The sequence below is a fragment of the Pseudomonas mediterranea CFBP 5447 genome, assembly GCF_000774145.1.
Lineage (GTDB): Bacteria > Pseudomonadota > Gammaproteobacteria > Pseudomonadales > Pseudomonadaceae > Aquipseudomonas > Aquipseudomonas mediterranea.
The window spans coordinates 665,535-678,628 of record NZ_KN322987.1 but is presented as its reverse complement, the minus strand read 5'-3'; the positions used below and the strand labels follow the sequence as shown (position 1 = coordinate 678,628).

10 protein-coding genes are annotated in these 13,094 nt (G+C 62.2%); 9 read left to right on the top strand and 1 reads right to left on the bottom strand.

Annotated features, from left to right (window positions below; genetic code table 11):
• Window positions 1-8 precede the first annotated feature (8 nt).
• From N005_RS23020 to N005_RS23000, 5 genes are all read left to right on the top strand, one after another.
• Window positions 9-617, top strand: a complete 609-nt coding sequence (locus tag N005_RS23020; protein WP_047703290.1) for a lecithin retinol acyltransferase family protein — start codon at window positions 9-11, stop codon at window positions 615-617.
• A gap of 45 nt (window positions 618-662) precedes the next feature.
• The gene (locus N005_RS23015) at window positions 663-1,313 is read left to right on the top strand and encodes a response regulator transcription factor (RefSeq protein ID WP_047703289.1); all 651 of its coding nucleotides are present in this window, start codon (window positions 663-665) and stop codon (window positions 1,311-1,313) included.
• A 536-nt stretch (window positions 1,314-1,849) separates the two neighbouring features.
• Window positions 1,850-3,112, top strand: coding sequence for a serine hydrolase domain-containing protein (locus N005_RS23010; RefSeq protein ID WP_047703288.1), 1,263 nt, complete (start codon window positions 1,850-1,852; stop codon window positions 3,110-3,112).
• A 116-nt stretch (window positions 3,113-3,228) separates the two neighbouring features.
• Entirely contained in the window at window positions 3,229-4,563 is a 1,335-nt protein-coding gene (locus N005_RS23005; RefSeq protein WP_047703287.1) for an alginate export family protein, read from the top strand.
• A 38-nt stretch (window positions 4,564-4,601) separates the two neighbouring features.
• Window positions 4,602-5,705, top strand: a complete 1,104-nt coding sequence (locus N005_RS23000; protein WP_047703286.1) for a polyamine ABC transporter substrate-binding protein — start codon at window positions 4,602-4,604, stop codon at window positions 5,703-5,705.
• Between the two features lie 225 nt (window positions 5,706-5,930).
• On the opposite strand, the gene N005_RS22995 is transcribed toward N005_RS23000, so the two are convergent.
• Window positions 5,931-6,542 (bottom strand): TetR/AcrR family transcriptional regulator, encoded by a 612-nt coding sequence (locus tag N005_RS22995; protein WP_047703285.1) that lies wholly within the window; start codon window positions 6,540-6,542, stop codon window positions 5,931-5,933.
• Between the two features lie 301 nt (window positions 6,543-6,843).
• Between N005_RS22995 and gabP the strand changes: the two genes are divergently transcribed.
• From gabP to N005_RS22975, 4 genes are all read left to right on the top strand, one after another.
• Complete coding sequence (gene gabP, locus N005_RS22990) at window positions 6,844-8,244, top strand: GABA permease (protein WP_047703284.1); 1,401 nt, start codon at window positions 6,844-6,846, stop codon at window positions 8,242-8,244.
• A 314-nt stretch (window positions 8,245-8,558) separates the two neighbouring features.
• Window positions 8,559-10,280, top strand: a complete 1,722-nt coding sequence (locus N005_RS22985; RefSeq protein ID WP_047703283.1) for a type I secretion system permease/ATPase — start codon at window positions 8,559-8,561, stop codon at window positions 10,278-10,280.
• Window positions 10,273-11,643: an HlyD family type I secretion periplasmic adaptor subunit gene (locus N005_RS22980; RefSeq protein ID WP_047703282.1), complete on the top strand. Its 1,371-nt coding sequence runs from the start codon at window positions 10,273-10,275 to the stop codon at window positions 11,641-11,643. Before N005_RS22985 ends, N005_RS22980 begins: the two co-directional genes overlap by 8 nt.
• Before the next feature lie 2 nt (window positions 11,644-11,645).
• Window positions 11,646-12,995 carry a TolC family outer membrane protein gene (locus N005_RS22975; RefSeq protein WP_047704114.1) on the top strand — a complete coding sequence of 450 codons (1,350 nt, stop codon included), beginning with the start codon at window positions 11,646-11,648 and terminating at the stop codon, window positions 12,993-12,995.
• Window positions 12,996-13,094 lie beyond the last annotated feature (99 nt).

Genomic DNA, 13,094 nt, shown 5'->3' with positions numbered 1-13,094 from the left:
AATGTGTCGTGAACAACTTGACCGCCAGAGCAGCAGAGCAACTGTCATCTCTTCGTTCGATAGCGCTGATTTGCATGGCGCTCATCACGACGAGCGCCTTCTACCGCTTGAGCATGCCGATAGCCGAGCGTCACGGGCTAGCCGAGCCTCGCCACTGCCATCCACGTCCGGCGCGCCTGACGGAGGTTGCATTGCGGCCCGTCGATATCGGACAGCCTGCGGGCCATCTGCCGATAGGCGCGCACCTGATCAGCCCGCGCCGGTTCTACCTGCATCACGGGATCTATCTGGGCGGGGCAGACGTGGTCCACTATTCGGGATTCAGCGGTTCGCTCCGGCCGGGGCCCATCGAAGTGACCGATCTTGAGCATTTTGCCAACGGCAAGCCGGTCTGGATGCTTCAGGAACCCTGCAACTATTCCAGCGACGAAATCGTGGATCGGGCGCGTTCGAGATTGGGTGAAAAGCAGTACCGGGTATTCTTCAATAACTGCGAGCATTTCTGCAGTTGGTGCATCAGCGGAGAAAGCTACAGTGCCCAGGTCGATGCCTGCTTCCATCGCCCCCATGATCTGTTCGCTATGCTTTCGGCGCTGGAGCCCCACTGGGTGGCCTAGTGGCCTGTGCTAGAATTTTTCCCCGTCCACCCAGGAGGATCGTGCATGAACGGTAGTCTCTCGTCCCATGAGTCGGGCAGCAAGGACTCCATTGTGTTCGTGGTGGATGACGATGCCTCCATTCGCGATGCATTGAGCAGCCTGTTGCGCTCGGTCGGGATCCGCGTCGAGACGTTTGCGTCCACCGCGGAGTTTCTCCAGCAACCGAAGACGGATTGTCCCAGTTGCCTGGTCCTCGATGTGCGACTGCAGGGGAGCAGTGGCCTGGACTTCCAGCGCCGGATGGCGGAGTCGGATTCGACTATTCCCATCATCTTCATCACCGGCCATGGCGACATCGAGATGTCGGTCAAGGCGATGAAAGCCGGCGCGGTGGATTTCCTGGCCAAACCCTTCCGCGAACAGGATCTGCTGGATGCCGTGACCGCCGCACTCCAGGCAGACATCAGGCGTCGCGAAATCCGGCAGCAATCTGCCGACCTGCATGCCCACTACCAGACATTGACCGCCCGGGAAAAAGAGGTGATGGCCTTTGCGGTCAAGGGCCTGATGAACAAGCAGATCGCCGGGCAGATGAACCTGAGCGAAATCACCGTGAAAATCCACCGCGCCCATGCGATGAAGAAAATGCACGCCAAATCGTTCGCCGATCTGGTTCGGATGGCTGAGTCGCTGGGTACCGGGCCGGGTCGCTGAACCCCACGGCACCCTCTCGAATACCCCTCTATCGCTGTGGGAGCGAGCCTGCTCGCGATAGCGGAATGTCTGTCACGCAGATGTTGAACAGACCGCCGCCATCGCGAGCAGGCTCGCTCCCACATTTTTCCGGGGCACAACCGATATCTGCGCCTAACCACAAATCCCTGTGGGAACGAGCCTGCTCGCGATAGCGGGGTGTCTGACACACAAATGTTGGACAAGCCGCCGCCATCGCGAGCAGGCTCGCTCCCACATTTTCCGGGGCACAACCGATATCTGTGCCTAACCACAAATCCCTGTGGGAGCGAGCCTGCTCGCGATAGCGGGGTGTCTGGCACACAGATGTTGGACAGGCCGCCGCCATCGCGAGCAGGCTCCCTCCCACAGGGTTCGGCGTCATTCGCGGATGACTCAGGAATCCCATGAGGATAAAAATGAATCGTCTGTAAAAAGTTTTATTGACTAAAAAATATCATCGGGTAATTATTTCCCTGCATCTGCTGTCACGCAGAGTCATTTCCAGGGGCAACCCGATGAATCAGAACACCGCGCCTTCACTGGCCAGTCTTTATGTCGAGACGCATGAGTCGTCATCCGACGCACGCTTTACCTCTCCGTTCATGCAAGGCTTTCCGGCCGAACCTCACCGTCGTGTCACCTGGCACAACTGGATGCGTCCGCCTTTCAATCAATGGGGCTTTCGCAATCTGGCGCGCCTGCGGCCTTCTATCGATGTGCAGGCCGGGGCAGGGCCGGCCAGCGTCCTGAGGCAGACGCCACAAGCGCTGGATGAGCTGCACTTCAACAGCGAATGCGGCCTGAGCATCAGCGTGATCGAGCACCTGGTGGCCAGCCAGACCGACGCATTCCTGGTCATGCAGGGCGACACCGTGCTGTTCGAGCGCTACTTCAACGGCCAGGCGCCCCAGGACCGACACGTCATGTTCTCGGTCACCAAATCGCTGATCGGCACCCTCGGCGAACAGCTGGTCAGCGAAGGTGTGCTCGATCCAGCATTGCCCGCGGCCCACTACGTGCCGGAGTTCGAGGGCAGTGCCTACGCCGATGCGACCGTGCGCCAGTTGTTCGACATGGCCGTGGGCATCCACTACAGCGAGGTGTACGAAGACCCGGATTCGGAGAGCTCCCAGTATGGTTATGCCTGCGGTTTCCAACCGGCGCCGGCGCAGTACGCTCAGTTCGAGTCGCTGTACCAGTTCCTGCCGTCGCTGCGAAAGCAAGGTGAGCACGGCGGTTTTTTTCACTACGTGACGGCCACCACCGAAGCCCTGGCCTGGGTCATGGAACGCGCCAGCGGCAAGGCCTCTCATCACCTGCTGGAAGAGGTCTGGAGCCAGTTGGGGTGTGAGCGTGACGGCTACTTCATGGCGGACCCATGGGGGCGTAGCGTGGCCGGTGCCGGTTTCAACGCCACCTTGCGCGACATGGCTCGCTTCGGTCGCCTGCTGGCCAATGACGGCCGTCACCAGGGGCGCCAGTTGCTGTCGCCCGAGACGGTCGCGCGCATCGCCGCCGGCGCCGACCCGGCGATCTACGCCACATCCCCCGACTTTGAAGCCTGGACCCCCGGCGCCTCCTACCGCAGCCAGTGGTACGTCTTCAACGATCACAGCCAGGCGCTCATGGCCGGTGGCATCCATGGCCAATACCTGTTCGTCGACAAGCCATCCGGCGTGGTGATCGTCAAGCAGTCGTCCCTGAACGAAGCCGTCAGCCCGTTCGACGGGGACAGCGTGCGAATGCTGCGAGCCATCGCGGCGCACCTCGGCGACTGACCACGCTTCCCGATTACAAGATCGCGTTCCATTCACCTGGCCCCGCCAGGTGTTGGCGACGTTCTGCGCCGCCATTCACTGCCCTGTAACAACAATAAATCACACAGGAGCTTCACATGGTTTCCATGACGCGTTTATCTCGAACGTTCCTGGCGGTCGGGCTACCCCTGACCGCTCAGGCCGCGCTGGCGGGCTACACCTTCGAGGACGGTAATCTCAAGGGGGAAGTCAACGTCACCGCCGGCGGCGCGGCCATTTCCACCCGCAACGTCAACTTCGGCGCTGGCCGTGTCGACATGCGCAGCCGCAAGAATGGCGGCAGCAAAATCGACTGGCAGGAGTTCTACGTCAAACCAGGCGTCAAGCTGGAGTACGCCTTGCAGCCGGACTTCAGCCTGCTGGCCGGCGGCTCGCTGGTCGGGGCGACGACTTTCGGCGATGGCGATGCCGGCGGCTTCACCCGCAGCTCCGATGGCGAGGTGGCCACCGAAGAACTCTATGGTGGGTTCCGGGCGGGGGAGTGGACATTCACCGCCGGCCGCCAGAACTACATGATCGGCACCGGCTTCATCGTCATGGACGGCAACCTGGATCAGCTCAAGGACGGCGCCTACTGGCTCGCACCGCGCAGTGCCTTCAAGGATTCGGCGGTGCTGGCCTGGGATCACGGCGCCTTGAAAACCCAGGCGTTCACCCTGCGCACCGACGATGACCTGGGTGACTTCCGCATGACCGGGGCCAACCTCGATTACAACCTCGACGATCAGGTAACACTCGGCGCCATGGCCATGAAGGTCAATGCCCTCGGCCCCAGGGGCGCCACGCCGCTGCGCCGGGACGGCATGCAGGTGTACAACCTGCGGGCGCTCAACGCCAAGGTCCCAGGCCTGCCGGCCCTGACCCTCAACGCCGAGTATGCGTTGGAACGCGGCAATGGCGAAGGCGTCGAGTACGATGCCAAGGCCTGGTATGGCCAGGCGGACTATGCCTTCGATACCTTGCCGTTGACGCCGGTGGTGGGTTACCGCTACACAAGTTTTTCCGGCGATGACAACCTGGCGGACAACCGTCAGGAGTCCTGGGACCCGCTCAGCAAGGGCTATGTCGATTGGGGCACCTGGCTGGTAGGGGATGTCGTCGGCAACTACCTGCTGTTCAACAGCAACGAAAACGTCCAACAGTTCTCGATCAAGACTCACCTCAACGAAACCCTCAACCTCGGGGCCATTCACTACCAGTTCTGGCTGGACGAAAAGAACTACATGGGCACGGCGGTCAGTGACCGGCGCTTTGCCGACGAGAGCGTCGTCTTCCTGGATTGGGCGCCGTCGAAGGCGCTGGTTTCTTCGCTGTCCTATAACTGGGTCAAGCCCATGGCCGCTGCCAAGCAGGTGTTTGGCAACGACCGGAAGTTCAGCGCGCTGGAATTATCGTTCACCTATCGCTATTGATGCCGCGAGCCTTCGCGGCCGCGCTGGAGTGTTTTGCCATGAACAAGTCTTTGCGTAACACGGTGTTGGGTGCTTTCGTTTCGTTGCTGGCCAGCGGTGCATGCGTGGCTGAAGAGCGGACGGTGCGAATCTATAACTGGATCGAGTACCTGCCGCCGGAAATCCTCAAGAGTTTTCAGGAAGAAACCGGGATCCGCCCGATCTACGACGTGTTCGACAGTGTCGAGACCCTGGAGTCCAAGCTGCTGACCGGCAACTCCGGGTACGACGTGGTGTACCCGAGCAGTTCCAACGTCAGCCACTTGATCGCTGCCGGCGCCGTCCAGCCCCTGGACCGCAGCCAACTGCCAAGCTGGCAGCAACTGGACCCGGAGTTCATGAAGGGCCTGGAAGCCGTGGGGGATCCGGGCAACCGCTATGCGGCGCCGTACCTGTGGGGCACCACACTGATCGGCTATAACGTCGACAAGGTCCGGCAGGTGTTGGGGGCCGATGTGCCGATAAACAGCTGGGACATCATCTTCAAGGAAGAGAACCTGGCCAAACTGGCCAGCTGCGGGGTCGGTTTTCTCGATGCCGCCAACGAGATCGTGCCCATTGCCTTGCATTACAAGGGATTGGACCCCAACAGTCAGAAACGTGAGGACTACCCGCAGGCACAGGCGGCGATGGCCAAGATCCGGCCGTTCATCTCCTACTTCAATTCGTCACGCTACGGCATGGACCTGGCCAATGGCGACGTCTGCATCGCCGTAGGCTGGTCAGGCGGCGTGGCACTCGCCAAGCGCCTGGCCGATGCCGCAGGCAAGGGTGTCAACGTGGCAATGGCACTGCCCAAGGAAGGTGCACCGATGTGGTCGGACGTGATGATGATTCCCACCAACGCCCCCCATACCCAGGAGGCCCATGCGTTCATCAACTACATCATGCGCGCCGATGTCATCGCTCGTATCAGCAACAAGATCGGTTACCCCAACCCCAACAAGGAGGCCACCGCGCTGGTGAATCCCGAGGTGCGTGACAATCCTGCGATGTACATCCCGGACGACGCACGCAAGACGCTGTTCGCCCTCGAGCCCATGCCGGCGGCAATCGAACGGATCCGTACACGGACCTGGACGGCGATCAAGACCAATCGCTGACCGGCGATAGGGCGAAGCTACAAAACCTGTGGGAGCGAGCCTGCTCGCGAAGGCGGTTTATCAGTCGACTCTGCAGTGGCTGACCCACCGCCATGCCATCGCGAGGGGCCATCGCGAGCAGGCTCGCTCCCACATTGGTTCTTCAGTGCACACGCATTCCGCGTCCGGCGCCAATTCCCCTGTGGGAGCGAGCCTGCTCGCGATGGCGATCTGTCAGGTCTTCCTTCAGGCACGCATCCCTTGGAACAGCAGCGCAGTAATCCGCTTGACCTGGGCGGAATGCGCCTCGATGTCCGGTTGTTCCTGGTTGACCAGCCTGAACAGCTGCAGGTGTGAATAATCGTTCAACAGGAAGGCGGCCAGCTCGACGTCGAGGTCGGCGCGCAGCTTGCCGGCTTGCTGCAGCTCCTTGATGAGGCCACTGATCTCAGCCCTGAGCGCATCGTTCATGGCGCGATAGCCATCCGGTAATCCGCCGTCGCCGCCAAACAGAATCAAGGGCAGTAATTCGCGCCAGAGGCTGGGGTGCATGACTTCCAGCGCGTAGCCCGTCAGCAACCGTTCCAGGTAACACAGCGCCTCGACCGGATCCTCGATTTCAGGCACCTGCAACCGGGTGTCCTTGAGCGCGCGCTGGTCGGCCTCGTGGAGGATCTCCAGGATAATCTCCTGCTTGTTGCCGAAGTACTTGAACACGGTAGGGGCTGAGACGCCGGCCTGGCCGGCGATCTGTTCGATGGTGGTGTTCTGGAAACCCTGGCGCTCGAACAGTTCGATCGCGGCCTTGCTGATGGCTTGGCGTCGTTCGGCTTTTTGACGTTCACGCAGTCCGCTCACGGGAGATCCTTTGTCACTGGAAAAGAGGGCATACAGCCCCCGGGATCCATGCAAAATACTTAACTCGATAAAATATTTAAAGCGTTTATTTAGATGCTGGCACTTTAGGGTGAACGCTCTGCAATGCGCCTTGGATGAGGGGTGTATGGCCAAATGCTACGTAATTTATGACGAGATCAGGCACAAAAGGAGCGCTTACAGATAATTCAGCGAGCAAGTGAGACGGGTAACGTGGCGCACCGTTTCTGCGTAGCGTCTGTTCCTCGGTACGTTCAATGTCGATTAAAAAGAGAACAAGAAAATGACCAGCCCCAGTTTCAAGGATTCGAACGGCCATCTGGCACAGGGCTTCAAGCCTCGTCACGTCACCATGTTGTCCATTGCCGGAATCATCGGCGCAGGTTTGTTCGTGGGTTCTGGGCATGCCATTGCGGCAGCGGGGCCGGCGGTGTTGCTGGCCTACCTGTTCTCCGGCCTGTTAGTAGTATTGGTCATGCGCATGCTCGGTGAGATGGCGGTGGCCCGCCCGGACACCGGCTCGTTCTCCACCTATGCCGACCAGGCCATCGGGCGCTGGGCCGGGTTCACCATCGGTTGGCTGTACTGGTGGTTCTGGGTCCTGGTGATTCCCATCGAGGCGCTGGCCGCCGGGCACGTGTTGAACCAGTGGTTTCCGTCTGTCGACGCCTGGCTGTTCGCTTCGGTATCGATCGTGGCCCTGGCCGTGACGAACCTGTTCAGCGTTTCCAAGTACGGCGAGTTCGAGTTCTGGTTCGCGATGGCCAAGGTCGTGGCGATCATCGGTTTCATTTCCCTGGGGTTCGCTGTGCTGATGGGCTGGATTCCCGAGCGAGAAGCCAGCGGCCTGAGCCGCCTGATGGAAGAACATGGCGGTTTCGCGCCCAACGGTTTATCGGCGGTGGTCGGGGCCTTTATCACCATCATGTTCAGCTTCATCGGGACGGAGGCGGTGACGATTGCGGCGGCCGAATCCGATAACCCCGCACAGAACATTGCCAAGGCGACGCGTTCGGTGATCTGGCGCATTGGTGTGTTCTATCTGCTGTCGATCTTCGTGGTCATCTCCGTGGTGCCGTGGAACGATCCGCAGCTGGCTTCGGTGGGTTCCTACCAGCGGGCGCTGGAACTGATGAACATCCCTCATGCCAAGTTCCTGGTGGATGCCGTGGTACTGATCGCGGTGGCCAGTTGCATGAACTCCTCGATCTACATCGCCTCGCGCATGCTCTATTCGCTGGCGCGGCGCGGTGATGCGCCAAAGGCGCTGAAGGTCACGTCGGGAGACGGCGTCCCGCGTTCCGCGGTGATTGCCAGTACTGTGCTGGGGGCGGGTATCACGCTGTTCAGCTACTTCATGCCCGCCGGCCTGTTCCAATTCCTGCTCGCCAGCTCCGGAGCCATCGCGTTGCTGGTGTACCTGGCGATTGCCATCTCCCAACTGCGCATGCGCCGTCTGCTGCGCCGCCAGAACGTCGAGTTGACCTTCCGCATGTGGCTGTTTCCCTGGCTGACCTGGTTGGTCATCGTCTTCATCTGCGCGGCACTGGGGGTGATGATGGTGACGCCGGAGCACCGTAGCGAAGTCAGCTCGACCCTCGGCCTGGCACTGATCATTTCCTTTATCGGGCTGGTCACGTCGCGGCAGCAGCCGCAGGTGGAGAGGGCGGCGTCCCTGGGGTAGCCCCAGGGAAAGCTATTTGTGGCGAGGGGATTTGGGGATAAATCCCCGATAAATCCCCTCGCCACAAGAAGCGTTCCATTCCCAATCTGTTTCACCCCTGAAACACCCTCCTGAAATCACGCTCTCCGCCTGTCATCCTGCCTGTAAACCCTTTCTGCCGATCTGGCACTAACCCGTTCGAGCGTTGTCAGTAATTGGCGCGCCCTAGCGGCGTCACGTCAGCTGTATCGATGGGCTTCTCGAAACGCCTTCGGGCAAAAAAACTCGCGATGGATTGCGTCCTGGACCGACTATTTTTTTGCGGGTTGCCATCTATGGGGCTGCTTCTCGATCCTCGTCACGACATCGATGCTGCGTTATTGAGCTATCGCCGGGTGTTCTGGTCCCTGGCGCTGTTCAGCGGCGTCATCAATCTATTGGTGCTGGTGCCGTCGCTCTACATGATGCAGGTGTACGACCGGGTCCTGACCAGTCGCAACGAAACCACCTTGTTCATGCTGACCTTGATCGCCCTGGGCCTGTTCATGTTCAGCGCCTTGATCGAGTGGGTACGCGGCGAGGTGATGATTCGCATGAGCGCCGGGCTGGACGAGGCTCTGGGCGAGCGGATTTTCGATGCCGCCTTTGCCCGCAGCCTGCGCGAGCACAACGCCAACCCGGCGCAGGTGCTCAGCGACCTGGCGACGCTGCGGCAGTTGATTACCGGGCAGGGGCTGATCGCCTTGCTCGATGCGCCGTGGCTGCCGATCTTCCTGTTGGTGGCGTTCATTTTTCATCATTGGTTCGGGGTGCTGACCCTGGTGCTCGCCCTCGTCCTGATCGGTCTGGCGCTGTGGGGCGAACTGGCGACCCGCACGCGCCTGGGCGAAGCCAACCGACTGGGCGTGCAATCGGCAGCCTACGTCAACAGCACGCTGCACAATGCCGAAGTCATCCAGGCATTGGGCATGCTCGGGCCGTTGCGGCAGCGCTGGAGCCTGTTGCAACAACGCATTATCGCCGCCCAGGCCCATGCCAGTGACCGCGGCGCCCGTATCACCTCGATGACCCGTTTCGTGCGCATCTCCGGCCAATCCCTGTCGCTGGGGCTGGGGGCATTGCTGGTGCTGGAAGGCCAGTTGTCGGCAGGCATGATGATCGCCATGTCGCTCCTGCTGGGGCGGGCCCTGGCGCCCGTGGAAATCGCCATCGGTTCGTGGAAGCAGTTCAATGCCGGGCGCCAGAGTTATCAGCGCCTGAGCCTGCTCCTTGCCCAGCATTCCCGTGATCGCCTGCGCATGCCCTTGCCGCCACCCACCGGTGCGGTGCGCCTGGAGCAACTGTACGTCGGCCCTCCCGGCGCCGCGCAGCCGATTCTGCGGGGAATCAATTTCCAGCTCGAAAAGGGTGAGGTGCTCGCCGTGGTGGGGCCCAGCGCCAGCGGCAAGTCCACCCTCGCCAGGGCGCTGGTCGGTGTATGGCCGCCCCTGGGCGGTTCGGTGCGCCTGGACAACGCCGAGATCAGTCAGTGGTCCCACGATGCCCTGGGGCCTCACCTTGGGTATCTGCCCCAGGACATCGAGTTGTTCGACGGCAGCGTGGCCGACAACATCGCCCGCTTCGGCGAGCAGGATGCCGACAAGATCATCGCCGCCAGTCGTCACGCCGGCATCCACGAGATGATCCTGAGGTTCCCCAAGGGCTATGACACGCCGCTGGGGCCCGGGGGGCTTGGCTTGTCCGGCGGGCAGAAGCAACGTCTCGGCCTGGCCCGTGCGCTCTATGGGCGCCCGGCGCTGATCGTGCTCGACGAGCCGAATTCCAATCTTGATGAAGCCGGCGAACTGGCCCTCGTGCAAGCCATCGCCGTGCTCAAGGCGGCGGGCAGTACGGTGGTGCTGATCACCCACCGGCCCAGTGTGCTGGCGATGGTCGACCACATCCTCGTGCTCAAGGACGGAATCCAACAGGCATTCGGTCCCCGCGACCGAGTACTCAAGGCGCTGATGCCGGGGCCGCGATCGGCCGCGGTGAGGGAGGCTGGCGAAGATGCATGATCTGACTCCAAATCCACACGCATATAGCGAGCAGGGGCGAAGCCTGCGCAACGTCAGCGCGTTGCCCGGCGCCAGTACCGATGCCGGCGGTGCGGCGCGTTATGGCGTGGGTTTCCTAGTGCTGGCGTTGGGCGGGGCATTGCTCTGGGCCTGCCTGGCGCCGCTGGACCAGGGCGTCGTCGGCAGCGGCACCGTGGTGGTGGCGGGCGAGCGCAAGGCGGTGCAATCGCTGGTGGGGGGCGTGGTGGAAAAGCTCCTGGTCAGTGATGGCGATCGCGTCAGCCAGGGGCAGTTGCTGGTACAGCTCAATACCGTGCAGGCCCAAGCGCAGTTGGACGTGACCCTGGGCAAGTTGCTCAACGACCGCAGCATCGAGGCACGCCTGATTGCCGAGCGTCTGGGCAGCGCCGAGATCCAATGGCCGGAGGACCTGCTGGCCCGTGCCGACGAGCCCCGGGTCAAGGCGGCCATGGCGTTGCAGAGCCAGTTGTTCCTGAGTCGCCGCGCCGAGCTGGGCAGCCGCTTGCAGATCATCGAGCATGAAGTGGCGGCGCTGGAGCAACAACTGCTCGGCTACGAAGGGGTCAAGCGCAACTACGACGCGCAGATGCGTTTCCAGCGCCAGGAACTGGAGGGCCTGCGGGACCTGGCGCGGGAAGGCTATGTCCCGCGCAACAAACTCTTCGAGGCCGAGCGCAACGCCGCCCAATTGGCCGGTCAGATTGCTTCCGGGATCGGCGATGTCGGCAGGACCCGCCAGTCGATCAACGAAAGTCGGCTCAAGGCTTTGCAGGCGCAGCAGGAGTTCCGTCGCGATGCCGAGACCCAGCTCAGTGAAGTGTCCGCCGAGGCGGCGGGTTACGCCGATCAGATCCGTGCCTTGCAGTTCGAAGTCGACAACGGTGCGATCCGCGCGCCGGCGGCCGGGCAGGTCATGGACTTGAACATCCACACGGTCGGTGGCGTCGTCCAGGCCAGCCAGACCCTGATGCAAGTGGTCCCCCTGGATGCGCCGATGGCGATCACGGCGCGGTTCGAGCCGCTGATGGCCAACAAGCTGCGGCCGGGGCTGCCGGTGCACGTGCATTTCACCGCGTTGCAGCGGGTGGATACGCCGACGGTCACGGGCACGGTCAGTACGGTGTCGGCGGATCAGTTGATCAACGAGCAGACGCACCAGCCGTACTTCTCCGCCAAGGTCGAGATTCCCGCCGAGACCGTCGTCTCGTTGCAGGCCGCGGGCCTGTGGGTGCGTCCCGGCATGCTGGCCGATGTCACGGTGGTGACCGGCGAACGGACCCTGATGAACTACCTGATGAAACCTTTGCGCGAACGCTTGCTCGCTGCCTTCAAGGAGGAATGAGCGTGACTGACCGGCGCCTTTATCGTTCCCGTGTGTTGTTAAGCCTGTATACCGGTTGGGTGGCGATCAGCCCCGCGTGGGCCACCGAGGGCGGCCTGAGCCTGACCGCCGCGTACGATGCCTCACGCCTCAACGACCCGACCCTGCAATCGGCCACCCATGCCTTCGATGCTTCGCGCAACGAAGAGGCCATCGGTCGCGGTGGCCTGTATCCCCAGGTATCCCTGACATCGCGCTACGGTTACGGCGGCCGTACCGACGGCGGCGACGACAGAAGCTACGTCAACAGCAACGACTACCAGGCGAACAGCGTCACCCTGGCGGCGCAACAACCGCTTTATGACAAGGGCCGCTGGGCGGCTTATCAGGAAGGCAAGGCCCGCGGACAACTGGGCAGCCAGCTGTTCGATGTCGCCGGCCAGACCTTGTACGACCGGGTAGCCAAAGGGTATTTCGATGTGGCCCGGGCGGAGAATGAAATCAAGTTGATCGCCCAACAAAAGGCGGCCATCAACGGGTTGGTCATCCAGAGCAAAAAACTTTACCAGGGCGGCCAGGGTGCGATCACCGACATCGATGAGGCCCAGGCACGCCTCGATCTGGTGGAGGCCCAGGAGGCCGAGGCCCAGGCTCGCCGGGTGGCGGCGCTGCGGGCCTTGTCCGGCCGGGCCAGCGTGCCCATCGACGATATCCAGCCGATGCGCGAGGAACTCCCCCTCGGCAGCCCGATTCCGCCGGAACAGGACCTGCGCTACTGGACGGCTATCGCCCGTGACGCCAGTCCCGAACTGGCGGCCCGCCTGGCAGCGGTGAAAGTGGCCGAGGCCCAGGCCGACAGCCAGCGTGCCGGGCATTACCCGAGCCTGTCGCTGACCACTCAGTTAACCCGCCGGGAAACCCGCCAGTATCAGGAACTCGATCCGCGCCAGGATACGTATTACGTGGGGGTGCAACTGGATATCCCGCTGTATCGCGGCGGCTCGGTGCGTGCCTCGGTGGCCAAGGCCGAAGCGCAACTGGCCGGTGCCCAGTCGGACTATGACGTGCAGCGTCAGCAGCTTGCCGAGAACATCGAGACCGATTACCTGGGCGTGGTGGCCGGGTTTGCCAAGAGCAAGGCCATGCAGCGCGCGGTGGAGTCCAACCAGCGCGCGCTGACCTCGACGGAGAAAGGCTTCCAGGGTGGCGTGCGCTCCACGGTGGACATCCTCGATGCCCAGCAGCGGGTGTTCCAGGCCCGTCGAGACCTGCTCAACACCAAGCTCGATATGCTGCAAAGCTACGTCAGCCTGCACACCCACACCGGCCAGATGAACCGCGCAGTGCTGGAGCAGGTGCAGCGGTTGTTCTGAGGTTCTGGGTGGGCAGGTTCGCCGCTATCGCGAGCAGGCTCGCTCCCACAGGGGTCTGTGGTGTAGGCGGAACCTGTGGGAGCGAGCCTGCTCGCGAAG